Source organism: Streptococcus sp. oral taxon 431 (genome assembly GCF_001553685.1).
Lineage (GTDB): Bacteria > Bacillota > Bacilli > Lactobacillales > Streptococcaceae > Streptococcus.
This window is the reverse complement of the sequence record NZ_CP014264.1, coordinates 1,649,027-1,675,180: the sequence shown is the minus strand read 5'-3', so window position 1 is coordinate 1,675,180 and position 26,154 is coordinate 1,649,027. Positions and strand designations below refer to the sequence as shown.

General features: G+C 41.4%; 20 protein-coding genes and 2 pseudogenes. 18 read left to right on the top strand and 4 right to left on the bottom strand.

All coding sequences use genetic code 11. From position 1 onward, the window contains the following. Positions 1–11 precede the first annotated feature (11 nt). The 16 genes and pseudogenes from rnz (at position 12) to pyrE (ending at position 22,140) form a co-directional block, all read left to right on the top strand. On the top strand, positions 12–941 hold the full coding sequence (rnz, locus tag AXE83_RS07895; RefSeq protein WP_060956052.1) for a ribonuclease Z: 930 nt from the start codon (positions 12–14) through the stop codon (positions 939–941). A gap of 20 nt (positions 942–961) precedes the next feature. Then, complete coding sequence (locus AXE83_RS07890; protein WP_060956051.1) at positions 962–1,717, top strand: SDR family NAD(P)-dependent oxidoreductase; 756 nt, start codon at positions 962–964, stop codon at positions 1,715–1,717. Positions 1,718–2,114: 397 nt separating this feature from the next. After that, the gene (locus tag AXE83_RS07885; RefSeq protein WP_033584556.1) at positions 2,115–2,444 is read left to right on the top strand and encodes a hypothetical protein; all 330 of its coding nucleotides are present in this window, start codon (positions 2,115–2,117) and stop codon (positions 2,442–2,444) included. A 6-nt stretch (positions 2,445–2,450) separates the two neighbouring features. Then, the gene (locus tag AXE83_RS07880) at positions 2,451–2,645 is read left to right on the top strand and encodes a helix-turn-helix transcriptional regulator (RefSeq protein WP_033584559.1); all 195 of its coding nucleotides are present in this window, start codon (positions 2,451–2,453) and stop codon (positions 2,643–2,645) included. 239 nt (positions 2,646–2,884) lie between these two features. Then, entirely contained in the window at positions 2,885–4,633 is a 1,749-nt protein-coding gene (locus AXE83_RS07875) for a glycoside hydrolase family 13 protein (protein ID WP_060956050.1), read from the top strand. 15 nt (positions 4,634–4,648) lie between these two features. After that, positions 4,649–5,206: an SMI1/KNR4 family protein gene (locus AXE83_RS07870; protein WP_060956049.1), complete on the top strand. Its 558-nt coding sequence runs from the start codon at positions 4,649–4,651 to the stop codon at positions 5,204–5,206. A 559-nt stretch (positions 5,207–5,765) separates the two neighbouring features. Continuing rightward, positions 5,766–5,916: pseudogene (locus AXE83_RS11790) on the top strand (YSIRK-type signal peptide-containing protein); the annotation flags it as partial. A gap of 218 nt (positions 5,917–6,134) precedes the next feature. Further along, positions 6,135–12,258: pseudogene (gene bgaA, locus AXE83_RS07865) on the top strand (LPXTG-anchored adhesin/beta-galactosidase BgaA); the annotation flags it as partial. Next, the gene (locus tag AXE83_RS11785) at positions 12,234–12,803 is read left to right on the top strand and encodes an SIALI-17 repeat-containing surface protein (protein ID WP_443031038.1); all 570 of its coding nucleotides are present in this window, start codon (positions 12,234–12,236) and stop codon (positions 12,801–12,803) included. The pseudogene bgaA and the gene AXE83_RS11785, both read left to right, overlap by 25 nt. 497 nt (positions 12,804–13,300) lie before the next feature. Beyond that, positions 13,301–14,002, top strand: coding sequence for an ABC transporter ATP-binding protein (locus AXE83_RS07860; RefSeq protein ID WP_060956047.1), 702 nt, complete (start codon positions 13,301–13,303; stop codon positions 14,000–14,002). 1 nt (position 14,003) lies between these two features. After that, positions 14,004–16,709, top strand: a complete 2,706-nt coding sequence (locus tag AXE83_RS07855; RefSeq protein WP_060956046.1) for an ABC transporter permease — start codon at positions 14,004–14,006, stop codon at positions 16,707–16,709. Between the two features lie 95 nt (positions 16,710–16,804). Then, positions 16,805–18,157, top strand: coding sequence for a UDP-N-acetylmuramoyl-L-alanine--D-glutamate ligase (murD, locus tag AXE83_RS07850; protein ID WP_060956045.1), 1,353 nt, complete (start codon positions 16,805–16,807; stop codon positions 18,155–18,157). 1 nt (position 18,158) lies between these two features. Beyond that, complete coding sequence (locus AXE83_RS07845) at positions 18,159–19,217, top strand: UDP-N-acetylglucosamine--N-acetylmuramyl-(pentapeptide) pyrophosphoryl-undecaprenol N-acetylglucosamine transferase (RefSeq protein ID WP_060956044.1); 1,059 nt, start codon at positions 18,159–18,161, stop codon at positions 19,215–19,217. Between the two features lie 9 nt (positions 19,218–19,226). Then, a complete protein-coding gene (locus tag AXE83_RS07840; RefSeq protein ID WP_060956043.1) occupies positions 19,227–20,534 on the top strand; it encodes an FtsQ-type POTRA domain-containing protein in 1,308 nt (435 codons plus the stop codon). Between the two features lie 240 nt (positions 20,535–20,774). After that, entirely contained in the window at positions 20,775–21,476 is a 702-nt protein-coding gene (gene pyrF, locus AXE83_RS07835; protein WP_060956042.1) for an orotidine-5'-phosphate decarboxylase, read from the top strand. A gap of 31 nt (positions 21,477–21,507) precedes the next feature. Further along, positions 21,508–22,140, top strand: coding sequence for an orotate phosphoribosyltransferase (gene pyrE, locus AXE83_RS07830; RefSeq protein WP_049503207.1), 633 nt, complete (start codon positions 21,508–21,510; stop codon positions 22,138–22,140). A 62-nt stretch (positions 22,141–22,202) separates the two neighbouring features. On the opposite strand, the gene AXE83_RS07825 is transcribed toward pyrE, so the two are convergent. From AXE83_RS07825 to AXE83_RS07810, 4 genes are read right to left on the bottom strand one after another with little or no spacing between them, the layout of a single operon-like run. Next, positions 22,203–23,069 (bottom strand): cysteine ABC transporter substrate-binding protein, encoded by an 867-nt coding sequence (locus AXE83_RS07825; RefSeq protein WP_060956041.1) that lies wholly within the window; start codon positions 23,067–23,069, stop codon positions 22,203–22,205. 18 nt (positions 23,070–23,087) lie between these two features. After that, entirely contained in the window at positions 23,088–23,846 is a 759-nt protein-coding gene (locus AXE83_RS07820; protein WP_060956040.1) for an amino acid ABC transporter ATP-binding protein, read from the bottom strand. Then, entirely contained in the window at positions 23,847–24,524 is a 678-nt protein-coding gene (locus AXE83_RS07815) for an amino acid ABC transporter permease (protein WP_045763229.1), read from the bottom strand. Then, entirely contained in the window at positions 24,484–25,164 is a 681-nt protein-coding gene (locus AXE83_RS07810) for an amino acid ABC transporter permease (protein WP_060956039.1), read from the bottom strand. The genes AXE83_RS07815 and AXE83_RS07810 overlap by 41 nt, the downstream gene beginning before the upstream one ends. A 205-nt stretch (positions 25,165–25,369) precedes the next feature. Here AXE83_RS07810 and AXE83_RS07805 point away from each other — a divergent pair, with 205 nt between their 5' ends. Then, on the top strand, positions 25,370–25,765 hold the full coding sequence (locus AXE83_RS07805) for a CopY/TcrY family copper transport repressor (RefSeq protein ID WP_045763230.1): 396 nt from the start codon (positions 25,370–25,372) through the stop codon (positions 25,763–25,765). 10 nt (positions 25,766–25,775) lie between these two features. Then, a complete protein-coding gene (locus AXE83_RS07800; protein WP_000933322.1) occupies positions 25,776–26,147 on the top strand; it encodes a cupredoxin domain-containing protein in 372 nt (123 codons plus the stop codon). Positions 26,148–26,154 lie beyond the last annotated feature (7 nt).

Here is a 26,154-nt window from a genome sequence, read left to right as displayed (position 1 = left end):
GAAAGTATCGAATGGATATTCAATTTTTAGGAACGGGGGCTGGTCAGCCCTCTAAAGCCCGCAACGTTTCAAGTCTCGCCCTGAAACTCTTGGACGAGATTAACGAAGTCTGGCTCTTTGACTGTGGAGAAGGAACGCAAAATCGCATTCTGGAAACCACAATTCGACCACGTAAGGTCAGCAAAATCTTTATTACCCACCTACATGGAGACCATATTTTTGGCTTGCCAGGTTTTCTTTCTAGTCGTGCCTTTCAAGCCAATGAAGAGCAAACAGATTTGGAAATCTATGGTCCCCAAGGCATCAAGTCATTTGTCTTGACTAGTTTGCGTGTCTCTGGTTCACGCCTACCCTATAAGATTCATTTCCATGAGTTTGACCAAGATTCTCTAGGGAAAATTCTTGAAACAGATAAATTCACGGTGTATGCGGAAGAGTTGGATCACACTATTTTCTGTGTGGGTTATCGTGTCATGCAAAAGGATCTAGAAGGGACCTTGGACGCTGAAAAACTAAAGGCTGCTGGTGTACCATTTGGACCGCTTTTTGGAAAAATCAAAAACGGTCAGGATGTTGTATTAGAGGACGGCACCGAGATCAAGGCAGCAGACTACATCTCAGCTCCACGTCCAGGTAAGATTATTACTATCTTGGGTGATACTCGGAAAACGGATGCCAGTGTGCGTCTGGCTGTCAATGCGGATGTCCTTGTCCATGAATCAACTTATGGCAAGGGTGATGAGAAAATTGCCCGCAATCACGGTCACTCAACTAACATGCAGGCAGCGCAGGTCGCAGTAGAAGCAGGTGCCAAACGGCTTTTGCTCAACCACATCAGTGCCCGTTTCCTCTCAAAAGATATCAGCAAGCTCAAGAAAGACGCTGCTAGTGTCTTTGAAAATGTCCATGTGGTCAAAGACTTGGAAGAAGTGGAAATCTAGAATCTCGAGAAAGGAAAAGTATGTCTACTATTCTCATTACGGGTGCCAGTGGTGGTCTAGCCCAAGAAATGGTCAAACTCTTGCCTCAAGACCAACTCATCTTGCTTGGTCGAAATAAGGAAAAATTAGCTCAACTATACGGAAATCATCCACAGGCAGAATTGATTGAAATTGATATTACCGATGCTCAAGCCATAGAAGAACTAGTTGCTGAACTCTATCAGCGTTATGGCAAGATTGATGTTTTAATTAACAACGCTGGCTACGGGATTTTTGAGGATTTTGACAAGATTTCTAATCAAGATATTCATCAAATGTTTGAGGTTAACACCTTTGCTCTCATGAATCTATCACGTTTGCTTGCAGCTCGTATGAAGGAGACTCGAAAAGGCCATATTATCAATATCGTCAGTATGGCAGGATTGATAGCGACTAGCAAGTCCAGTCTATACTCTGCGACCAAGTTTGCAGCCATTGGTTTTTCAAATGCTTTGCGCCTTGAACTCATGCCCTATGGTGTCTATGTGACAACGGTTAATCCAGGCCCGATCCGTACAGGATTTTTTGACCAAGCAGACCCAGATGGGACCTATCTCAAGTCGGTCGACCGCTTCCTACTCGAGCCAGATGCAGTAGCTAGAAAAATTGTTAAGACCATAGGTAAAAACAAACGCGAGCTCAATCTCCCAATCTTGCTCAATCTAGCCCATAAGTTTTATACCCTATTTCCCAAGCTAGCCGATAAGTTGGCTGGAGAAACCTTTAATTATAAGTGAGAAAGCTGTTCCCTTGAGGAATGGCTTTTTATTTTTTTCGGTTGCTAATTTGTAGAAAAATACCACATGATAAACAGGCAGTTTATAACGATTAAGCTCATTTAAGGTATAAATAGAGATAAGAAAGCAGAAAAGAGAGGATAAACTTCGAGTCTAACATAACTGAAAGTATATCTATAGCCGAAGCTTATGAAGTCAAGATAAAATAGGATTAAAAGAACTTGCCCTTTGTCAGATTGACTAGGCTGTAAATTGGAGTTAGGAATATTCTTAGAATAGATGAAGAAAATAAAAAAATTAAAAATGTTAAAACATCTTGACATTTCATCGATTTAGAGTATAATAAAAAATGTAAAGAGCTCTTGACATTGTTTTGACAGATTGGAGGAACAGGACTATGAGAAAAATGGATGAAATGGACAGAGCGATTCAGCTACGTTCTGAGGAATGGGGTTATAAAACGGCTCTATTTGGCTTATGTGGATGGACAGTATTTAATATTTATCAATCTATTACAAAAGGCATTGAACTTGAAATGTTACCATGTCTGATTTTATGTTTATCTATTTCTGTTCAAGGATTTACACAAATTGCCATAAAACAGAAAATGGTTGATGGTGATGAAGATTTTAAAGAACCTAATAAACTTGTTCAAGGAGTAATTTTGATGGTTGTTATCCTTATCGTAGTTTTGGCAATTGGCATTTATTGTTTTCAGAAAGACTAATGCTGTATGAAAAATAATATCAAACAGCTAAGAAAGTCTGAAGGACTACGTCAGGAAGATATGGCAAAAATATTAGGCGTTAGTCGACAAACCATTATTGCTATCGAGAATGACAAGTACAATCCTACACTTGAACTAGCAATGAAAATTGCAAGGTTGCTACAACTACATGTTGAAGAAATTTTCATTTTAGAAGATTAAAGATATCAGATAGCATTTATTCTAATCATCTGATTCGTAATGATGGAGAGTTTTCCGGTTCATGGAAACTCTCTTTTAAAGCTCATAAAGAGTCTACTCAATTTTACCCTTGTCCATCTATATATCTATCGTAAAACTGGTATAAAAATTGCAAATCGAATCTTAAAATAGTATACTAGAACTAGCAATTATGAAAATGTTTGCACTTTTGTTGATGATGATTATTTAGGAGACAAGACATGGAATTAACAGCCATTTATCATAGACCAGAATCAGAGTATGCTTATCTTTATAAGGAAGGTCAGCTACATATTCGAATTAGAACCAAGAAAAATGATGTCCAGCAGGTCATTCTACACTATGGTGATCCCTTTATTTTTATTGAGGATAAGTATGAAGCTAAGAATGAAATGACCAAAGTAACCTCAGACGCCTTGTTTGATTATTGGCAGGTTACAGTATCGGTTGATTTTGCACGGATTCAGTATCTCTTTGAACTTCTTGATAAGGAAGGTCAGGGAGTCTTCTACGGAGATAAGGGTTGTGTAGAACATACTCAAGAAAACTTGGATGCTGAAGGAAATGGCTTTAAACTTCCTTACATTCACGAAATCGATGGTTGCCAAGTTCCAAGCTGGGTTTCAAATACCGTTTGGTACCAGATTTTTCCAGAACGCTTTGCTAATGGAAATCCTAATTTGACTCCTGATGGAGCTCGAGCGTGGGATGCAGAGATTTCTCCTGAAAGGGATGATTTTTTTGGTGGAGATTTGCAAGGGATTATTGACCATTTAGACTATCTTAAAGATTTGGGAATCACTGGACTTTATCTATGTCCGATTTTTGAAGCTACAACCAATCACAAGTACGATACGACGGATTATTTTGAAATTGACCGTCACTTTGGAGACAAGGAAATCTTTCGTAATCTAGTCGAGGAAGCCCATAAACGGGGCATCAAAATCATGTTAGATGCAGTGTTTAACCATATCGGAGATCAGTCAGCCCAATGGCAGGATGTTCTAAGGAATGGAGAAAATTCCCCTTATAAAGATTGGTTTCATATTCAAGAATTTCCAATTACTGAGGATAAGCTTAAGAAGGCCAGAGAATTACCTTATCATACCTTTGCCTTTGCTAGCTATATGCCTAAGTTAAATACAGCTAACCCTGAAGTCAAAGACTATCTTTTGAGGGTTGCAACCTACTGGATTGAAAATTTTGATATCGATGCTTGGCGTTTGGACGTTGCAAATGAAATTGACCACCAGTTCTGGAGAGATTTCAGAAAGGCAGTTCTTGCTAAAAAGCCTGATTTGTACATATTAGGTGAAATCTGGCATACCTCACAACCTTGGCTACAAGGAGACGAGTTCCATGCTGTTATGAACTATCCACTCTCTGAAAGTATCAAGAATTATTTCTTGCGTCAGCATAAAAAGACAGAGCAGTTTATTTCAGAAATCAACAGCCAGTCTATGTACTACAAGCAACAAATTGCTGAAGTTATGTTTAACCTTTTAGATTCTCATGATACAGAGCGTATCCTCACAACTGCAAAAGGAAATGTGCAGCATGTCAAGGCAGCCCTTGTCTTCCTCTACCTTCAAAAAGGGACCCCTTGTATCTATTACGGAACAGAGCTGGCACTTAAAGGGGGACCAGACCCTGACTGCCGTCGTGTCATGCCTTGGAACCGTGTTTCTGAGGACAATGATATGCTGAATTTCATAAAGCAATTAATCAAGGTCCGTAAGGAAGTGGCAAGCATGATCCAGCATGGTTCCTATAGCTTGCAAGAAGTGAAACCAGATGTTCTAGCATTAACGTGGAACTACGAAGGGAAAGAAGTTCAGGCTATCTTTAACCAGTCTCCTGAGAATTTTGTTTTAGAAAGAGACTCTGTTGATTTAGCGAGTCATTGCCAGCTTGAAGATGGACATCAAGTCATCTTACCAGATGGATTTGTGGTCTATATTTCTGAGTAAAAAAGGATTAAAATAATGGCACTAAAGGAAGTTTATGATTATTTTCGTCACTATGATAAGGAAACTTATCAAGTTGTCGCCTGCATGGGCAATGAACCATCGGAAGAAGATGTTCAGGATTTTGAAAATCAATACGGCATTCGTCTGCCAGAAGATTTCAGGGAATTCACCATGTCATCTCTGGGAGGTCTCTTTATGGAAGTCAGGGAAGAGCTATGGTCAAGAGCCAAGGCTTACGATGTAGCCCCTTTTTGGACCTTCTGCCGAGGTATCAAGGTCTTGGGGATCGCCAATGGCATCCCAGACTTCTTAGACATTCGAATAAAAACCAAGGAATTACATGATTTAGGGTTTGTTGACTATATTCCATTTCTGTCTATCATCGGGGATGGAGATGTGATTTTCTGCTTTGATAAGGACAATCATATAGTAGCTCTAAATTGGTATAATAGTGGCGAAACTGAAGAGCTTGAATGTGATTTTTCAGAGCTTTTGCTTCAGCAAATTGCCGAGTTAGAAGAACGTAAAAATGAGATGGTCAAGCTACTGGAAAAGGGGAAAACAAGTCAATAATCTAATAGGAAATGTTAGTTTGATAGACCGTAAAAGAGGTTGGGATAAAAGATCCCGACCTCACTTTTTATTAGCAATCAAACTTTGACGCGGTAGCTGATTGAACTTTCTGTTCGTCTTTTATACTCTTCGAAAATCTCTTCAAACCACGTCAGCGTCGCCTTGCCGTATATATGTTACTGACTTCGTCAGTTCTATCTACAACCTCAAAGCAGTGCTTTGAGCAACCTGCGGCTAGCTTCCTAGTTTGCTCTTTGATTTTCATTGAGTATTAGACTCCAAAAATCTCCTAATCATCCTCGCGGGGCTGGGACTACGAAATCGAGACTTTGTCTATCGATTTCTGTCCCACTGCCTTTTTTAGTAAAATCATTCACTAAATGTACATTCAGATTTTCAAAGTTTTCTACTAATTATAGAAAAAAGAATCAAAAGTATGATTTTTATGCTGCCAGTATTGAAGTTTCTTATATTATTTTATAAAATAGAAGCAAAATACTACTGAAAAGTAGAGCGCTTACACAAAAATGGAAGCGGTTACGAATATAAGGAGGATCTTATGAGAAAAGATCATTGGAATCGAAAAAGAGTGTATAGTATCCGAAAATTTACCGTTGGAACTTGCTCTGTAGTCATCGGTACTTGCTCAGTCTTATTTGGAGCAAGTGTAGCTGGTGCAAACCCAGTTTCAGCTGATGAAACTCCAATTGCAGTTGCTACAGAAAAAGTAGAGGATGATTCTCATAAAGAGGAACTTGGTGAAACAAGAAGTCCAGAACAGCCAGCATCAACCGAATCAGCTGCAAGTGAAGTTGCTACACCAGCTCATGAAGCTGAAAAAGCACAGGACGACCAAACTCTACAATTAGACTCTGACAAAAAAGAGGATTCCATGCTAGATAAGAAACCTCAAGTAATTACTCAAGATCAATCTTCTCAAAAGGAAAAACCGGACCTAAAACCGGCTACCAGCGAGGAGGTAAATCAATTGGTTGAGGACCGTAAAGTAGAATTTAACCAAAACTGGCATTTCAAACTCAATGCTAATGCCAAAGATGCTATCAAGCCAGATGCTGATGTATCAAGCTGGAAGAAACTAGACCTACCTCATGACTGGAGTATCTATAACGACTTCGACCATCAGTCACCTGCCCAAAACGAAGGTGGACAACTGAATGGTGGGGATGCTTGGTATCGCAAGACCTTTAAACTAGACGAAAAAGACCTTAACAAGAATGTTCGTTTGGTCTTTGACGGAGTTTATATGGATTCGCAAGTCTATGTAAACGGTCAGCTAGTCGGTCACTATCCAAATGGTTACAACCAATTCTCTTATGATATCACTGACTATCTCAACAAAGACGGTCGTGAAAACGTCATTGCAGTTCATGCAATCAATAAACAACCAAGTAGCCGTTGGTACTCAGGAAGTGGTATCTACCGTGATGTTACTCTTCAAGTGACAGACAAATTGCATGTTGCCAAAAACGGTACAACCATCTTAACTCCAGAGCTTGAAAAACAACAAAATGGTAAGGTTGACACTCACGTATCAAGTAAGATCGTCAATACTGATGATAAAGACCACGAAATCGTAGCTGAGTATCAAATCATCGAACGTGGAGGACAAGCAGTAAGTGACCTAGTTCGTACAGCTAGCCAAGTCTTGAAGGCTCATCAATCAACTAGTCTAAATGCTATTTTGCAAGTTGAGAAACCAAAACTTTGGACAGTTCTTAACGACAAGCCTGCCCTTTATGAGTTGGTGACTCGTGTTTATCGTGATGGTCAATTGGTTGATGCTAAGAAGGACTTGTTTGGTTACCGTTACTATAACTGGACACCAAATGAAGGCTTCTCTTTGAATGGTGAACGCATTAAATTCCATGGAGTTTCTCTTCACCATGACCATGGAGCTCTAGGAGCTGAAGAAAACTATAAGGCAGAATACCGTCGTCTGAAACAGATGAAGGATATGGGTGTGAACTCTATCCGTACAACCCACAACCCAGCTAGTGAGCAAACTTTGCAGATTGCTGCAGAACTAGGTTTGTTGGTCCAAGAAGAAGCCTTCGATACTTGGTACGGTGGGAAGAAACAGTATGACTACGGACGTTTCTTTGACAAAGACGCCACTCACCCAGATGCTAAAAAAGGTGAAAAATGGTCTGATTTTGACCTACGTACAATGGTCGAGAGAGGCAAGAACAACCCTGCTATCGTCATGTGGTCTATCGGTAATGAAATCGGTGAAGCAGACGGTAAGGCTCGTTCTCTAGCGACTGTTAAACGCTTGGTGCAAGTGATCAAGGCTGTTGATAAAACACGCTATGTCACTATGGGAGCAGACAAGTTCCGCTTTGGTGATGGTAGTGGTGATCATGAAAAGATTGCGAACGAACTTGATGCGGTTGGATTTAACTATTCAGAAGACAACTACAAGAAGCTGCGTGCGAAACATCCAAATTGGTTGATTTACGGTTCAGAAACTTCTTCAGCAACTCGTACTCGTGGTAGCTATTTCAGCCCAGAAAGTGAACTAGTCCACAGCAACCAAGCTTACCGTCACTATGAGCAATCAGACTATGGTAATGACCGTGTTGGTTGGGGTAAAACAGCCACTGCATCATGGACTTTTGACCGTGACAATGCTGGTTATGCTGGTCAGTTTATCTGGACGGGTACCGACTATATCGGTGAGCCTACTCCATGGCACAACCAAAACAACACACCAGTTAAGAGTTCTTACTTCGGTATCGTAGATACAGCCGGCATTCCAAAGAATGACTACTACTTGTACCAAAGCCAATGGGTTTCTGCTCAGAAGAAACCAATGGTTCACCTCCTTCCTCACTGGAATTGGGAAGACTCTAGTCTAAAAGAGAATGTAGCGGACGCAGATGGTAAGATTCCTGTTCGTGCATTTTCAAATGCTGCCAGTGTGGAACTGTTCTTGAATGGCGAGTCTCTAGGTAAGAAAACCTTTAACAAGAAACAAACTAGTGATGGCCGTACTTACCAAGAAGGTGCCAATGCTAAGGAACTTTACCTTGAGTGGAAGGTTGCTTATCAACCTGGAACCTTGGAAGCAGTAGCTCGCGATGAGGCTGGTAATGAAATTGCTCGTGATAAGGTTACGACTGCTGGTGAGCCTGCAGGTGTTCGCCTAGTCAAAGAAGAAAATGCTATCGCAGCAGACGGAAAAGATCTCACTTATATTTACTACGAAATCGTTGATAGCGCTGGTAATGTAGTTCCAACTGCTAATAACCTTGTTCGCTTCCAGTTGCATGGACAAGGTCAGATTGTCGGTGTGGATAACGGTGAACAAGCAAGCCGTGAACGTTATAAAGAGCAAGCTGACGGTTCATGGGTTCGTAAGGCCTTCAATGGTAAGGGTGTTGTCATTGTCAAATCAACTGAGCAAGCTGGTAAATTTACCTTGACTGCTCATTCTGATCTCTTGAAATCTGATCAAACTACTATCTTCACAGGTAAGAAAGACCAAGCAGAAAAAACTGTCTTAGGTACAGAAGTTGCTAAAGTCCGTACCGTTATCGGGCAAGCACCAAAAATGCCTAAGAAAGTAGCCTTTATCTACAGTGACGGCAGTCGTGCAAAACTTCCAGTAGAATGGTCAGCAGTTGATGTCAATGAACCAGGAATTGTAACTGTTAAGGGTGTAGCAGATGGACGTGATGTAGAAGCGCGTGTTGAAGTCTTGGCTCTCGAAGCAGAATTGCCTATAGTCAAGAGAATCGCTCCAAATACAGACCTAAATTCAGTTGACAAATCTGTTTCCTACGTATTGTCAGATGGTACTGTAGCAAGCTATGATGTTAATAAGTGGGAAATTGCAGCTGAAGATCAAGCTAAACTAGCAATCCCAGGATCTCGCATCCAAGCAAAAGGTATTTTAGAAGATGAAGAAATCGCTGCGACCTTGGTAGTGGAAGAAGGTCAAGCTGCTAATCCAGTAGTTCCAAGTGTAACTGTGGCAGATCAAGCGGTTGAAGGTCTTTCAACTGACCAACCTGTAAAATACCACAAGCTTGCTTATGGCGTAGCTTTGCCAGAGGTTAAAGCTACGGCTGAAAATGCTCAAGTGACAGTTATTCAAGCTAATGAAGCAAATGGTATGCGTGCAAGCATCCATGTTCAACCCAACGATGGTGGCCCACTACAAACCTATGCTATCCAATTCCTACAAGAGGCTCCACAAATTGAACGTTTGAGCCTAGAAGTTGAAAATGCAGCTGCTTTGAAAGAGGACCAAACGGTCGGTATCAAGGTCTTGGCTCACTACCAAGATGGTACTCAGGCAGTCTTGAAAGCTGACAAGGTTACCTTCTCAACTACAGGTGAGGGAGATGTAGCCGTTCGTAAAGGTATGCTTGAATTGCACAAACCAGGTCAAGTAACTCTGAAAGCTCAATTTGAAGGAGCAGAAGGTCAGATTGACTTGAACATTCAAGCAAATACTGAAGATAAAGTCGTCCAAGCCATCCGTCCAGTTAGTGTCGTGACAGGTTTGAACCAAGAACCAAGTCTCCCAGCTACAGTAACTGTAGAGTATGACAAAGGATTTCCAAAGGTTCACAAGGTGACTTGGCAAGCAGTTGCTAAGGAAGACCTTGCTAAATACCATAGCTTTGATGTTCTTGGTAAAGTAGAAGGGCTTGAAAAAGAAGCTCATGCTAAGGTATCTGTTGAAGGTATCATTGCTGTCGAGGAAGTGAGCGTAACAACTCCAGTTGCAGAAGCTCCTCAATTACCAGAGAGTGTTCGGACTTATCACTCAAATGGCCAAGTCTCTTCAGCTAAAGTAACTTGGGACGCAATTGAACCAAGCCAATACGCACAAGAAGGCAACTTTACTGTGACAGGACATGTCGAAGGTACTCAACTACCAACCAAACTTCATGTTCGTGTATCTTCACAGACAGAAACTGGTGCTAATATTTCTGACCAGTGGACTGGTTCAGAATTGCCACTTGCCTTTGCATCAGACTCAAATCCAAGTGATTCAGTAGCAAATGTCAATGACAAACTAATTTCATATAACAATCAACCAGCAAACCGCTGGACAAACTGGAACCGTACAAGTGAAGCATCAGTGGGAATTCTCTTTGGTGACTCTGGTATCATGTCTAAACGTTCAGTTGATAACCTCAATGTCGCCTTCCACGAAGACCACGGTGTTGGTGCACCTAAATCCTATGTCATCGAATACTATGTCGGTTCAGCAACTCCAACAGTTCCTAAGAATCCAAGCTTTGTAGCACGTGAAGATCATGTCTTTAATGACGATAAAAACTGGAAAGAAGTAACAAATCTCAAGGCTCCAGATCAAGTAAGAGCTGGAGAAATGACCCACTTTAGCTTTGATAAAGTCAACACTTACGCAGTTCGTATCCGCATGGTTCGACCAGATGGTAAATGGGGTACTTCTATTACAGAAATGCAAATCTTCTCTAAACAAGTAGCTGCAGCTAAGAAAGCTCAAGCACAAATCCAAGTAGATGGAAAAGATTTGCCAAACTTTAATCCAGGCTTGACTGACTACTATCTTGAATCAAGCCAAGGAAAAACTCCAGCTGTGACAGCAAGTGTTACTGAAAATGGTATTGCAACAGTTGTACCAAGCGTACGTGAAGGAGATCCAGTTCGTGTTGTTGTCAAGGCTGAAAACGGTGATATCTTGGGTGAATATCGTCTACACTTCACAAATGATAAAGATTTGCTCGCAAGTAAACCTGTTACTGTTGCCAAATCCTCTCGCTTGGTTGCTAAAGGACAAACTCTTGAGTTACCAGCAAAAGTTCCTGTCTACTTCACAGGAAAATCTGACTATGAAGTGAAAGACTTGGCTGTTGACTGGGAAGCAGTTCCAGCAGAAAATCTAACAAAAGCAGGTGAATTTACAGTTCATGGTCGCGTTTTGGGTACTGATTTAACTGCTGAAGTGGCTGTACGTGTGACAGACAAACTCGGTGAAAACCTTTCAGACAACCCAGACTTCGATGACGATAGCAACCGTTCATTTGCCTCAGCAACTAACGATATTGATCCGAACTCTCATGACCGTGTAGATTATGTTAACGATGGTTCAGATGATGAAACCCGTCGTTGGACCAACTGGTCTGCAAGTCCATCTGAAAATCCAGAAGTCTCAGTAGGGGTTATCTTTAGAGAAGCTGGTAAGATTGTTGAACGTACAGTAGCTGAAGGAAGCATTCGATTCTTTGCAGATGGTGGAACAGACGCCCCTTCTAAACTCGTCCTAGAACGCTATGTTGGCCCAGAATTTGATTCACCAGAATATTACTCTAACTACCAACCATACGATCCAGAACATCCATTTAACACTCCTTCTAACTGGGAGAAAGTTGAATACCGTGCTGATCAAGAGGTTCAAGTAGGAACTGACATCCATGTAACCTTTGCACCGGTCAAAGCTAAAGCTATGAGATGGCGCATGGACAGAAAAGCAGACAAGAAGGGTGTGGCTATCACTGAAATGGCCTTTATCGCACCAAGTGAAGCTCCTAAAGACAATACAGCTTCTAAACTTCTAGTAGATGGTAAAGAGCTTGCTGACTTCTCTGAAGCCCGTGTAGATTACCAAGTAACCTATAGTGGAACTCGTCCTAAAGTGACAGTGGAAGCTGGTGAAAACGTAGCAGCGACAGTTGTTGATAGTGGGAATGACAAACTTCCAGTCTTGGTACGTCTCGTTTCAGAAAGTGGTAAACACGTCAAGGAATACCGTATCCAATTGACCAAAGAAAAGGTTGAAACTGGAAAAGTTGCCCCAGCTGTTCAGGAAGAGCTTCCTAGCCTAGAAGTGGTAGAAGAAGCTATCAGCTTCAAGACAGTGAAGAAAGAAGATCCAACTCTAGCAGAAGGTGAAACTCGTGTAACTCAAGCAGGTCGTGAAGGTAAAGAACGTATCCTGACTGAAGTAGCACTAGATGGAAGCCGTACTGAAAAACTTCGCGAAACTATTGAAGCACCGCAAGATGAGATTGTCTTAGTCGGAACTAAGAAAGAAGTATCTGGTAAAACAGATCCAGCTATCCATGAAGTTCCAGAATTTACAGGCGGTGTCAATGGAGCAGAAGCAGCTGTTCATGAAGTCCCAGAGTACTCAGGAGTCATTGGCACAGCAGGTGATGAGCCAGCACCAGTAGTAGAGGTTCCAGAATTTACAGGTGGTGTCAATGGCACAGAAGGTGCTGTTCATGAAGTACCTGAGTTCACTGGTCATGTAAATGGTTCAGAAGGAACTACCCACCAAGTTCCACACTTTGAAGGTGGCGTTCCTGGTGGAGAAGGAACTAGTCACCAAGTACCGGAATTTACTGGACGTGTGAATGGTTCAGCCCCAACTACAGGTGAAACACCAGCATACAGAGATGAGCAGTCACAAGTAGCTCTTGCTATGTCACAAGACAAGACTTATCAAGCGCCTGCAAGTCATCAAAATATCCTCCCTGAAACAGGTACAAAAGAAAATGCAACCCTTGCAACAGCAGGTGTTATAGGAGCACTTCTTGGTCTCTTTGCAATGGGAAAGAAAAAAGAAGACAAATAAGATGATGTAAAAGCATCCAAGTCATAGAGAGTGGGACAGAAATCGGTAATTCGTTAGAATTAGATTTCGTCGTCCCGCCTCCGCACAGTTGAGTAGGGCTGTAAAAGCTGATGAAATCAGCGTAGTAGAGCCCACTCAACCACTGCGTCTTGCTCGACAATCCAAAGACTATTGAGAGGCTAGGACTTTTGTCCCAGCCTCAATCATAAAAAGCGGACAAAACTAGTTTTCTGATAAACAGAATCTGGTCTTGTTCGCTTTTTTGCTCATACATCAGTTGCTAAAAGAAGACCAGAGATGATATTCGACAAAAAACTAAAGTAACAAACTAGAGGAATTGCATCGGAAACATGGTGAGTAAGAAATGGCTATACTGACCTGGATTCAGCGCATTTGAGGACTTTGAAAATCTCTCTATAGTCTACAGGGATAAGCTTTCTTTCTATCCTCAAAAGAGTTATAATAAAGATGAAAAAAGGAGAAGAGGAGGAGATAGGATGGCTTATATTGAAATGAAAAACAGCTATAAAAGGTATCATACTGGAGATACGGAAATCGTGGCCAATCGAGATGTCAGCTTCGAGATTGAAAAGGGAGAACTAGTCATTATCCTTGGGTCATCTGGTGCAGGGAAGTCAACAGTTTTAAATATTCTTGGTGGTATGGATACAAACGATGAAGGGCAAGTCTGGATTGATGGGACCAATATCTCGAATTTCACTTCTCATCAGAGAACTAACTATCGTAGAGATGACGTTGGCTTTGTCTTTCAGTTTTACAATTTGGTTTCTAACTTGACTGCTAAGGAAAATGTTGAGCTAGCTTCAGAAATTGTTGTCGATGCCTTGGATCCTGAGCAGGTTCTCAAGGATGTAGGCTTAGGTCACCGTCTCAATAACTTTCCAGCCCAGCTATCAGGTGGTGAGCAACAACGGGTCTCCATTGCTCGAGCTGTGGCTAAAAATCCTAAAATTCTCCTTTGTGATGAACCAACGGGAGCTTTGGACTACCAGACTGGTAAGCAGGTTCTGAAGATTCTGCAAGATATGTCACGTAAAAAAGGAGCCACCGTTATCATCGTGACCCATAATGCTTCGCTAGCTCCCATAGCTGATCGCGTGATTCAGATGCATGATGCCAGTGTCAAGAGTGTTGACCTCAATCCTCAACCACAGGATATTGATGATTTGGAGTATTGAGATGAAAAGAAAGACATATTGGAAAGACCTGCTCCAGTCTTTCACAGGTTCAAAGGGACGGTTTTTATCCATCCTAACTCTGATGATGTTAGGTTCTTTAGCCGTGGTTGGTCTCAAAGTAGCCAGTCCCAATATGGAGCAAACAGCATGGGATTATATTCAAAAAGCCAATCTGGCTGATATTACTGTCATAGCAGATTATGGTCTAGATCAGGCAGACCAGGCAGAATTGCAAACTCTATCAGGAGCAGATGTCGAGTTTGGTTATATGACAGATTTGACTCTGGCAAATAGTGAAGATGCCATACGAATCTTTTCAAATACTGATATGATTTCAAAATTTCAAGTAACCCAAGGTCGTTTGCCTGAAAAAGAAGATGAACTAGCCTTGGCGGACTTTTGGAAAGATCGCTATCAGATTGGTCAAGTCATTTATTTGAGTCAAAAGAAGGGCAGTAATTCTCAATTAAAGCGGGATAGTTATACCATTACAGGCTTTGTCCACTCTCCAGATATTTTTTCAAAATCAGATATGGGGAGTTCAGCCAGTGGTAATGGGAACTTGGTTGCTTATGGTGTCGTAACTGAAGAAAATTTTAAGAGCTCTGTATACACGATTGCCCGCCTGCGTTTTTCTAGCCTAACAGATGTCAATCCTTTCTCTAGTGCTTACGAAAAGAAGCTAGAGGAAGAAGAGGAGACTTTAAAGGACCTAGTTGCTGATAATGGACAAGCGCGGCTAGAGAAAATGAAGAAGGATGCCCAAGAGTCCCTTGATGAAGTCAAGAAACAACTGGATGAAGCAGAGACTAATTTGACAGCTGGCAAGAAACGCCTACAGGAAATCGAAAGGCGTCTACAAGCTCAAGAAAATCAAGTGAGCCAACTACCAGAACCACAAAAAAGTCAAGCGTCTAGTCAGTTAGGAGAAGCAAAGAAGCAACTGAAACAGGAACAGGAAAAGCTGAGCCAAGCCGAAACAGATCTTACTAACGAAAAGGCTAAATGGCAGACCAGTCAGGATGAAGTCAATGCTCTGACAGAGCCAAGCTATCATGTCTACAATCGAAAGAGTTCTCCTACTGGTCAAGGTTATCTCATGTATAGTAACTCGGCCATGAGTATTCGGGCTGTTGGCAATATCTTTCCAGTTGTTCTCTATGCTGTAGCAGCCATGGTTACCTTTACCACCATGACACGATTTGTAGACGAGGAAAGGACCAATGCAGGGATTTTCAAAGCTCTAGGCTACCATAGCAAGGATATCATTGCTAAGTTTGTGATTTACGGTCTAGTTGCTGGTACTCTTGGCACTCTACTAGGAATTCTGATTGGTCACTACATCCTAGCACCTACTATTTCGCATATCATCACTAAGCGAATGATCGTTGGTGAGAGTCAGCAGTATTTCTATTGGACCTATAGTTGCTTGGCTTTGGGACTAAGCTTAGTAGCTAGTGTCCTACCTGCCTACCTTGTATCTCATAGAGAATTGCATGAAGAAGCAGCACAATTATTACTACCCAAGCCGCCAGTCAAGGGCTCAAAGATTCTCTTGGAGCGGATAACCTTTATCTGGTCTCATTTGAGCTTTACCCAAAAGGTAACTGCCCGCAATATTTTCCGATACAAACAACGCATGATGATGACCATTTTTGGGGTTGCAGGTTCAGTAGCTCTCCTCTTTGCAGGGCTTGGTATCCAATCTTCTGTGGTAGGAGTTGCTGACAGACAGTTTAAGGATCTTCAACAATATCAGATGATTCTCTCTGTCAATTCTCGAGCTTCAGATTCTGATAAGGCAAAGCTAGAAGAAAAATTGCAGAGTGATGAAGTTGAAAACTATCGTTTAATTTCTTCCAAACAGGTTGAGGAAAAGTATGCTGGCAAGGCAGGTGTTCAAACCGTGACCATGATGGTAACGGATCAAGATGATCTGGATCCCTTTGTCCATTTAGAAAAAAATGGGGAAAAACTGAGCTTATCTAACGGACTTGTTCTGACTGAAAAATTAGCCCAGTTGGCAGGAGTTTCCCTAGGTGACAACTTTACAATAGATGGAAAAACCTTTAAGGTTGGAGCCATTACCGAACACTACGTAGGCCATTTTGTTTATATGAATCAGGCGACCTATGAAAAAATTTACGGTCAAGCTCCCAAGATGAACACCTATCTGGTCCAACTTAAGGATAAAAGTGAAGGGAATACTGAAAGAGTCGCAGGAGAATTTATGGACCAGGCGGCTGTTAGTGGCCTCGTTCAAAATGCCTCAACCATTCAGCTCTTTGAAAGTTTTGCTAATTCTCTGAATCATACCATGGCGATTTTGGTGCTGGTATCGGTGCTATTAGCCATCGTGATTCTCTATAATTTGACCAATATCAATGTTGCTGAACGGATTCGGGAACTCTCAACCATCAAGGTTCTTGGTTTTCATAACAAAGAAGTGACCCTTTACATCTATCGGGAAACCATCCTATTGTCACTAATTGGAATGATTGTAGGATTGGTATCAGGCTTTTATCTCCATCAATTTCTCATTCAGATGATCGCACCCGGTACCTTCCGTTTTCAACCGAAGGTCGGCTGGGAAGTTTATCTCATCCCAGTTCTAGCCGTCAGTGTCATTTTGACCATCCTAGGAGTTTTTGTCAATCATTATCTCCAAAAGGTGGATATGTTAGAAGCCCTCAAGTCTGTAGAATAATTAGTAGAGGACAAAAACAAATAAGAAAGCCCTTTGTGGCTTTTTTATTTTCATAAAAATGGTAAAATAGTAAGAGTAGAAATGGAGTTCTAGATATGAAACGAATTGATCAATTTGAAAATAAGAAAGTATTAGTCCTAGGTTTAGCTAAATCAGGTGAATCTGCAGCTCGTCTCTTGGACAAGTTGGGCGCCATTGTAACGGTGAATGATGGCAAACCTTTTGAGGAAAATCCAGCAGCTCAGAGCCTTTTGGAAGAGGGAATCAAGGTTGTCACTGGTGGACATCCTTTGGAATTATTGGATGAAGATTTTGCCCTCATGGTAAAAAATCCAGGAATTCCTTATAGCAACCCGATGATTGAAAAAGCTTTAGAAAAAGGCATTCCAGTCTTGACAGAGGTTGAGTTGGCCTACTTGATTTCTGATGCACCGATTGTTGGTATTACTGGTTCAAATGGTAAGACTACGACCACAACCATGATTGGAGAAGTTCTGACTGCTGCAGGACAAAATGGGCTTTTATCAGGTAACATTGGTTACCCTGCAAGCCAGGTAGCTCAGACAGCAACAGATAAGGATACCCTTGTCATGGAACTTTCTTCTTTCCAATTAATGGGAATTCAGGAATTCCATCCTGAAATTGCTGTTATCACCAACCTGATGCCAACACATATTGACTATCACGGTTCTTTTGAAGCCTATGTCGAAGCTAAGTGGAATATTCAAAGCAATATGACAGCGGCTGATTACTTAGTATTGAACTTCAACCAGGAATTAGCTAAAGAGCTTGCTACAAAGACAAACGCGACTGTAGTACCATTCTCAACCCTTGAAAAGGTTGACGGTGCTTATCTTGAAGATGGTCTTCTTTACTTCCGTGGTGAAAAAGTCATGGCAGCTGATGAAATCGGAGTTCCTGGTAGCCACAATGTGGAAAATGCTCTTGCAACCATTGCTGTAGCTAAACTTCGTGGTGTGGACAATGAAATCATTAAGGAAACCTTGTCAGCCTTTGGTGGTGTGAAGCACCGTCTCCAGTTTGTAGACCAAATCAATGGGGTGAAATTCTACAACGATAGTAAGTCAACCAATATCTTGGCAACTCAAAAAGCCTTGTCTGGATTTGACAATAACAAGGTTATCTTGATTGCTGGTGGGTTGGACCGTGGAAATGAGTTTGATGAATTAGTGCCGGATATTAAAGGACTCAAGAAAATGGTCATCCTCGGTCAGTCTGCAGAGCGTGTCAAACGTGCAGCAGATAAGGCTGGTGTGGCTTATGTGGATGCAACAGATATTGCTGACGCAACTCGAAAGGCTTATGAAATTGCGGAAGAAGGAGATGTGGTTCTCCTCAGTCCTGCTAATGCTAGCTGGGATATGTATGCCAACTTTGAGGTACGTGGAGATCTTTTCATCGACACTGTAGCGGAGTTAAAGGGATAATATGAAAAAAATAGTATTTACAGGTGGGGGAACGGTTGGACACGTTACCCTCAACCTTTTATTAATGCCTAAGTTCATCGAAGATGGCTGGGAAGTCCACTATATTGGTGATAAAAATGGGATTGAGCATCATGAAATTCTCAAGTCAGGTTTAGATGTTACCTTCCATTCGATTGCAACAGGGAAATTACGTCGATATTTCTCATGGCAAAATATGGTTGACGTCTTTAAGGTTGCTTTTGGAATTCTTCAATCGCTCTTTATCATGCTTCGAGTTCGTCCACAAGCCCTCTTTTCTAAGGGTGGATTTGTATCTGTTCCTCCTGTTATTGCAGCGCGAGTATGTAGAGTACCAGTCTTTATCCACGAGTCTGACCTCTCTATGGGCTTGGCCAATAAAATCGCCTATAAGTTTGCGACTAAGATGTACTCTACTTTTGAACAAGCGTCTAGTCTCACTAAGGTAGAGCATGTAGGAGCTGTGACCAAGGTTTCTGGCCCAATCATGGAAGAACCTGAAGAAATGGTGGACATCCGAACTTATTTTGATAGCAAACTACCAACTCTTCTCTTTGTTGGAGGTTCTGCTGGAGCGCGTGTCTTTAACCAACTAGTTACAGACCACAAGGAAGAGCTGACTAGTCGCTACAATATCATCAACCTGACAGGTGAGGCTAGTTTAAATGAACTAAGTTCAAACCTCTATCGTGTTGACTATGTGACTGACCTCTATCAACCACTCATGAATATGGCTGATGTAGTCGTCACTCGTGGTGGTGCCAATACCATTTTTGAGCTCCTTGCCATGGCTAAATTGCATGTCATTGTCCCTCTAGGGCGTGAAGCTAGCCGTGGAGACCAGATTGAAAATGCAGCTTACTTTGTGAAAAAAGGCTATGCTGAGGAGTTGCAAGAGAGCGATTTGACCTTGTCTACTTTAGAAGAAAAAGTAAGCAAGCTTTTGACCCACAAAGAAGACTACCAGAGCACGATGAAAAATTCTCATGAATTAAAATCTGTGGCGGATTTTTATGCGCTACTAAAAAAAGATCTATCATAAGGAAAATCGATGTCAAAGGATAAGAAACAAGAGCCAACTCAAGGCAAGGAATTGTCAGAGTGGCAAAAACGAAATCAAGAATATCTTCAAAAAAAAGCTGAAGAAGAGGCCCAACTAGCCAAAGAAAAGGCCCAAGCAGAGGCCAATAAAAAAGAAGTTGCAAAAGCTCCGGAAGACGAAGAAACCACCTTATCAGAGTGGCAGAAGCAGAACCGTGAATATCTGCGTAAAAAGGCTGAAGAAGAGACCAAGGAAGAACAAGAGTCAGACTTATCTGAAGATACTGAGGCAGAAGAGACCTCAGATTCTAATCCTGAAGAGCAGAAGGAGAGTTCAGAAGACCAGTCCTCTCCAGAGAATGAGGAGGAAACTACTGAGACAGAACAAGTAGAAGAAGAGGACGAAGAATCTCAAGAAAAATCTGAAGAAACAAAAGTAGAAGAAAAGAGATCTAAGTCTAAGAAAAAGATTGCTAATCCTTCTATTCCAAGTGTTCATATCTGGCGTGCTGTTACGATTCTAATCCCAAGTTTGCTTGTCTTGTTCTTTTCCATCTATCTTTTGACGCCATACTCAACTTTGAAAAACATAGAAGTCACTGGTACGGTAGAGACCAATGCAGACCAAATCAAAGAGGCTTCAGGGATTCGTGATAGTGACTATACCTTTGATCTGCTTCTCAATAAAGACAAACATGCTGAGATGATTAAGTCCAATCACTGGATTGAATCTGCTAGCATTCACTATCAATTCCCGACCAATTTTACCATCCAGGTCAAGGAATACGGGATTGTAGCCTATTATGTTTCTGGAGAGGATCATTATCCGATTCTTTCTAGTGGGACGGTGGAAACCAGTCCAGTTAGTCTAGTCAGTCTTCCTGAAACCTATATGTCTGTACTCTTTAACGATGAGCAGCAAGTCAAAATCTTGATTGAACAACTGGCTGAAGTCAGCCCAGAGATTAAGCAGGCTATCAAAACGATTGAATTGGCTCCAACTAGTGTAACCAGCGACCTTCTCAAGATTACCATGTATGATACCGATGAGATTTTGGTTCCCTTATCAGAATTAGGTAAAAAATTGCCTTACTATAGCAAGATTAAACCCCAATTAACAGTTCCAAGCGGTATTGATATGGAAGTTGGGATCTATAGTTATAGCTTGAAGGATAAGGCTTTAGAAGAAGCAAGAATCAAAGCTAAAGAAGAGGAAAAGAAGAAGCAGGAAGAAGAAAAGAAAAAACAAGAAGAGCAAGGAAATCAAACTCAGAATCAAACTCAAAATCAAACAACCCAACAATCACAGAGTCGTTAAGTTTGAGATGATTCTATTGACTTGATGATGAGTCATGTTTTCTACAAGTTCAATTACTGTTTTTTACTTGACAACTACCGCTTTAAATAATAGAATAGTAAAAAACCTTTAAAGCAGTCCAGAGAGGCAGCTAAGGTTAGACGGTGAAAGGGTGGATTCTACCCATTTTTCGTGGAACCTTGCTGTAGGCAGGTTCCTTTTTTCATGCTCTCTAGCTAACAAAGGTAAAAGGAGAAAAGTATGCGCGAATCTCGTCCAGTTATTGCTCTTGATTTTCCAAGTTTTGAGGCAGTCAAGCAATTTTTAGCTCTTTTTCCAGCGGAAGAGAGTCTCTATCTAAAGGTAGGTATGGAGCTCTATTATGCTACAGGTCCGGAGATTGTTTCTTATTTGAAAGACTTAGGTCACAGTGTCTTTCTGGATCTCAAACTTCATGATATTCCCAATACGGTTAAGTCAGCCATGAAGGTTTTGTCTAATCTGGGTGTTGACATGACCAATGTTCATGCGGCAGGTGGTGTAGAGATGATGAAGGCTGCGCGAGAAGGTCTTGGGAAAGAAGCAAAATTGATTGCTGTTACCCAGTTGACTTCAACTTCTGAAGAACAAATGAGAGACTTTCAAAATATCCAAACCAGTCTTCAAGAATCGGTCATTCATTATGCCAAGAAAACTGCTGAAGCCGGTTTAGATGGTGTGGTTTGTTCGGCTCAGGAAGTGAAACTCATCAAAGAAGCTACCAACCAAGACTTTATCTGCCTGACACCAGGTATTCGACCAGCAGGCGCTGCAGTTGGAGACCAAAAACGAGTTATGACACCTGCGGATGCTTATCAGATTGGTAGTGACTATATCGTAGTTGGACGCCCAATCACTCAAGCCACGGATCCAGTAGCAGCTTATCGTGCTATCAAGGATGAGTGGACACGAGACTGGAAATAAGAATATAGTTTAAAATACAAAGGAGAATCCCATGACACTTGCTAAAGATATTGCTAGCCATCTATTGAAAATTCAAGCCGTTTACCTCAAGCCAGAAGAACCCTTTACTTGGGCATCAGGTATCAAGTCACCGATTTATACGGACAACCGTGTGACACTTGCTTATCCAGATACTCGTAGCTTGATTGAAAATGGTTTTGTGGAAGCTATTAAGGCAGAATTCCCAGAAGTAGAAGTGATTGCAGGAACAGCGACTGCAGGTATTCCTCATGGTGCCATCATCGCTGACAAGATGAACTTGCCATTTGCCTATATCCGTAGCAAACCAAAAGACCATGGTGCTGGAAATCAAATCGAAGGCCGTGTAGCTCAGGGGCAAAAGATGGTCGTTGTTGAAGATTTGATTTCAACTGGTGGTTCAGTTCTCGAAGCTGTTGCAGCAGCCAAACGTGAAGGAGCTGATGTTCTTGGTGTTGTGGCTATTTTCAGCTATCAATTACCAAAAGCAGATAAGAACTTTGCCGATGCTGGTGTCAAACTAGTAACCCTTTCAAACTACAGCGAACTGATTCATCTAGCTCAAGAAGAAGGCTATATCACACCAGAAGGACTAGACCTCCTAAAACGTTTTAAAGAAGACCAAGAAAATTGGCAAAAAGCTTAAGGTATATAAAAATCAGGTAATCACTAGGATTACCTGATTTCTTTTTGTGATTTCATTGAGTATTAGTCGACTTTTTCACCTTCAACAACAAGGTCATCTGCTTTAGCAGCATCACCGTAAGTTGGGTGAAGTGTTTTCTCATAAGCCTTGTGGAAGAAGTTTTCCTTACCTAATTTTTCGATTTCTTGGTTGATGTAGTCGAGTAGTTCTTGGTTACCTTTTTGAACTGCTGGTGCAATAGTATCTGGATTACCAAGAGAAGTAATTCCTACTTCATATCCTTTGTTTTCAAGCGCCCAAGCTAGAACTTCAGTATTATCAGTAGAGAAGGCATCTCCACGTCCATCAAGAAGGGCTTGGTAGGCATCGCTATATTGGTCGTATTTTTGAAGTTTTACTTCTGGGTGATTTTTCTCAAAGTAAGTTTCAGCAGTAGTTCCTTTTGTAACGATCAAGGTTTTGCCTTCAAGTTCTTTAACGTCCCTGATGACTTTATCTTTTGGTGACACAACACCGAGAGAAACTTTCATGTAAGGAAGGGCAAAGTCAACTTGTTTCTTACGTTCGTCAGTAACTGTAAAGTTGGCAAGGGTAATATCCACCTTGTTTGAAATCAAGTATTCAGCACGGTTGGCAGCATCAACAGAAACGTATTTGACCTTTACACCAAGGTCTTGTGCTAATTGGTTACCTAGTTCGATATCGTAACCTTGGTAAGAACCATCGTTGTCAACATAACCAAATGGTTTTTTATCTCCAAATACCGCGATTCGAAGTTCGCCACTTTTCTTAATTTCATCAATAGTACGAGCTTTGGCAGTTGCCTTAGTAGATGAAGCATCAGAGCTTCCGCCTGAACTACAAGCTGTGACAAAGATAAGCGCAAATGCTAGAGCAAAAACAGTTAGAATTGGTTTTAGTAGTTTCATAATAATCTCCTTTAGTTATTATAAGTATGAGCCAAACTGGCTAAAGTCAAAGACGTTTAAAAATTCTTGTGCTCGTTTGGTTTGTGGATTTGTGAAGAATTCCTGAGCAGTTCCTTCTTCAGCAATTTTCCCTTGGTCAAGGAAGATAATGCGGTCCGCAATGGCTTGGGCAAACTGCATTTCATGGGTTACCAGAATCATGGTACGCCCTTCTTGAGCCAAGTCATTGATAAGTTCCAGAACCTCACGCACCATTTCTGGATCCAGTGAAGCCGTCACCTCGTCAAAAAGAATGATTTCTGGATGCATGAGAAGGGCACGAACGATGGCTACCCGTTGCTTTTGTCCACCAGATAATTGACGAGCGAAGCTATGTTGTTTATCTAGAAGTCCAACACGCTCTAGTAGTTGCAGAGCTTCTTCAGTGACTTCTTTTTTGTCTCTTCCTTGAGCCTTGATAGGGCCTAAGATAAGGTTTTGAAGGACATCTAAGTGAGGAAAGAGTTCATAACTTTGAAAGACCATGCCGATTTTTTGGCGAACCAAGTGAAAATCTTTTTTATTTTCAACGATGGACTGGCCATCCAGCAGGATATCTCCTCCTTGAATACTTTCTAAACCATTGAGGCAACGAAGTAGGGTACTTTTCCCACAACCAGACGGCCCTAGGATGACGACCACTTCCCCCTTTTTAACATCTAGGGAAAGTCCTTGGAGGATAGGATTGTCTCCGAAGGATTTTTTTAGTTCCTTGATTTCTAAAATAGTTTCAGACATTTAGTTCCTCCAATGTTTTTCTAAGTGAGTAGATAGTTTGGAAATAGGGAAGCAAACCGCGAAATACAAGACTAGGATGGTTCCATAAATCCAAAAGGAAGCGGTTGGGATAGTCAAACGATTGCTATCTATAATTTGTTGTCCAACTTTGGTAACTTCAACAACCCCAATCAAAACAACCAAGGAAGTCGTTTTAATCATCCGAGTGACAAGGTTGATGGCTTGTGGGAGCAATCTTCTTAAGACCTGAGGGATGATGATGTAGTAGTAGAGTTGAAATTTAGTTAAGCCAAGTGCTTGTCCACTCTCAAATTGATGTTTAGGCAGGGAAGTGATAGCTCCACGAACTAAGTCACCCATCTCAGCTGTTCCCCAGAGGGTGAAAACGATAATAGCAGAAGTCTCACCAGAAATATTGATATTAAAGTTTCGAGCTAAACCAAAGTAAACGATGAAAAGGAGCACCAGCTGGGGCATGATCCGGATAAATTCTAGATAAAAACGAGTCAAGAAACGAATCACTCTAGAATGAGAAGTCATGATAATTCCCATCACCGTTCCGAAAATCATGGATAAGAGGACAGACAGGATAGAAATCCCAATCGTGACTCCCAATCCTTGTAAGATTCTCAGGAGATTATTTCCCTGAAAGAGTACTTGCATTCCCGAATCCTGCATGACGGAGCCTCCTTTCTATCCAGCTAAAGACTAGTGAAATAGGTAGAAGCATGATGAGGTAAGCAACCACCAACATAGCCAGCGCAATATCTGTCTCATAATAGAGTCCAATCAAATCCTTAGCAACGTACATAAGGTCAGCAAGGGCAACTGCTGAGAAAACAGATGTTTCCTTGATGAGGAAAATAACATTGGCACTAAAAGATGGTAGAGCCACCGCAGTCGCTTGTGGCAGAACCACGTAGCGAAAGACCTGAAAAGGAGTAAGGCCAATGGCTAAACCTATTTCATGCTGGGTTTGGCTAACTGCTTCTAGCCCGCTTCGGAAGGATTCTGCCATGTAGGAACCACCTAAAAAGATGAGTCCGACCGTTGCGCAGACTTCTGAAGAAAGAACAATCCCTATTCGAGGTAGACCGAAGTAGAGAAAGAATAGCTGTATCAAAAGGGGTGTATTTCGTGAAAGCTCGATATAGGCTGTTGCCAACTGTGAGAAAACAGGAACTCGGTAATGCCGGATGACGCTGACGATGAGCCCCAGCAAAAAAGAACCTAGAATTCCCCAAACTGCAATATGCAAGGTCAGAAAGAATGCCTTTTGATAGAGTGGTAGATATTGTTCAACAATGGACCAATCCAAAAGTAGAACCTCCCATCTAGGAAAATGATACAGTTATTGTAGCATTAAAAGAGAGCTTTGGATAATATGTATTTTTTATTGTGGTGATAAAAAATATTTATAGAGGCGATAAATTTTAAAAATGTGATGTTATGATTGACAAATGTAGATTATAGGTGTATAGTAATAATTGTAATTTACAAATGTAGATTTAGGAGGAATAACAATGCAGATTTCGGATGCAGAATGGCAGGTCATGAAGATTATCTGGATGCAGGGAGAACAGACTAGTACTGATCTCATAAAAGTATTAGAGAAAAGGTTCAGTTGGTCCAAATCCACGATCCAGACACTCTTGGCCCGTTTGGTGGAGAAAGAATGTTTGACTCGGGAAAAACAGGGCAAGTCCTTTGTCTATTCGGCCCTTTTAACGCTAGATGATAGTAGGGGCTTAATGGTTCAGGATATCAAAGACAAGCTTTGTTCCCGCAGAATAAAGCTCTTGCTAGCTGATTTGATTGAAGAATGTGACTTTACCCTAGCTGACTTGGAAGGTTTGGAAGAAGTGATTTCAAAGAAAAAAGCAAGTGCTGTAACAGAAGTAAGATGTAATTGTATGTAAAGGAGACGCTATGTTAAATCTATTTGTATCTATTGTTGTTTTAGGAATGATTGCTTTTATCCTCTTTTGGTTTTTCAAAAAACCGCAAGAAGATGCTAAGAGAGCCCAGCAAAAAAATGGCTATCAGGAGATTCGAGTGGAGGTCATGGGAGGATATACTCCAGAAACCATTATCCTCAAAAAATCGCAACCTGCTCGCATTATTTTTGATCGAAAAGATCCTTCACCTTGCTTGGACCAAATCGTTTTCCCAGACTTTGGAGTGCATGCAGATCTGCCTATGGGAGACCAATATGTGGTTGAAATCACACCTGAAGAAGCAGGTGAGTATGGTTTCTCTTGTGGCATGAATATGATGCACGGTAAGATGATTGTAGAATAGGAGAATG

Excerpts from the sequence above, each read along its gene's own strand:
- pyrF (WP_060956042.1), top strand. The coding sequence starts at position 20,775 with ATGCGCGAATCTCGTCCAGTTATTGCTCTTGATTTTCCAAGTTTTGAG.
- rnz (WP_060956052.1), top strand. The coding sequence starts at position 12 with ATGGATATTCAATTTTTAGGAACGGGGGCTGGTCAGCCCTCTAAAGCC.
- AXE83_RS07870 (WP_060956049.1), top strand. The coding sequence starts at position 4,649 with ATGGCACTAAAGGAAGTTTATGATTATTTTCGTCACTATGATAAGGAA.
- AXE83_RS07890 (WP_060956051.1), top strand. The coding sequence starts at position 962 with ATGTCTACTATTCTCATTACGGGTGCCAGTGGTGGTCTAGCCCAAGAA.
- AXE83_RS07840 (WP_060956043.1), top strand. The coding sequence starts at position 19,227 with ATGTCAAAGGATAAGAAACAAGAGCCAACTCAAGGCAAGGAATTGTCA.
- murD (WP_060956045.1), top strand. The coding sequence starts at position 16,805 with ATGAAACGAATTGATCAATTTGAAAATAAGAAAGTATTAGTCCTAGGT.
- AXE83_RS07860 (WP_060956047.1), top strand. The coding sequence starts at position 13,301 with ATGGCTTATATTGAAATGAAAAACAGCTATAAAAGGTATCATACTGGA.
- AXE83_RS07845 (WP_060956044.1), top strand. The coding sequence starts at position 18,159 with ATGAAAAAAATAGTATTTACAGGTGGGGGAACGGTTGGACACGTTACC.
- AXE83_RS07825 (WP_060956041.1), bottom strand. The coding sequence starts at position 23,069 with ATGAAACTACTAAAACCAATTCTAACTGTTTTTGCTCTAGCATTTGCG.
- AXE83_RS07800 (WP_000933322.1), top strand. The coding sequence starts at position 25,776 with ATGTTAAATCTATTTGTATCTATTGTTGTTTTAGGAATGATTGCTTTT.
- AXE83_RS07880 (WP_033584559.1), top strand. The coding sequence starts at position 2,451 with ATGAAAAATAATATCAAACAGCTAAGAAAGTCTGAAGGACTACGTCAG.
- AXE83_RS07885 (WP_033584556.1), top strand. The coding sequence starts at position 2,115 with ATGAGAAAAATGGATGAAATGGACAGAGCGATTCAGCTACGTTCTGAG.
- AXE83_RS07805 (WP_045763230.1), top strand. The coding sequence starts at position 25,370 with ATGCAGATTTCGGATGCAGAATGGCAGGTCATGAAGATTATCTGGATG.
- AXE83_RS07820 (WP_060956040.1), bottom strand. The coding sequence starts at position 23,846 with ATGTCTGAAACTATTTTAGAAATCAAGGAACTAAAAAAATCCTTCGGA.
- pyrE (WP_049503207.1), top strand. The coding sequence starts at position 21,508 with ATGACACTTGCTAAAGATATTGCTAGCCATCTATTGAAAATTCAAGCC.
- AXE83_RS07815 (WP_045763229.1), bottom strand. The coding sequence starts at position 24,524 with ATGCAGGATTCGGGAATGCAAGTACTCTTTCAGGGAAATAATCTCCTG.
- AXE83_RS07855 (WP_060956046.1), top strand. The coding sequence starts at position 14,004 with ATGAAAAGAAAGACATATTGGAAAGACCTGCTCCAGTCTTTCACAGGT.
- AXE83_RS07875 (WP_060956050.1), top strand. The coding sequence starts at position 2,885 with ATGGAATTAACAGCCATTTATCATAGACCAGAATCAGAGTATGCTTAT.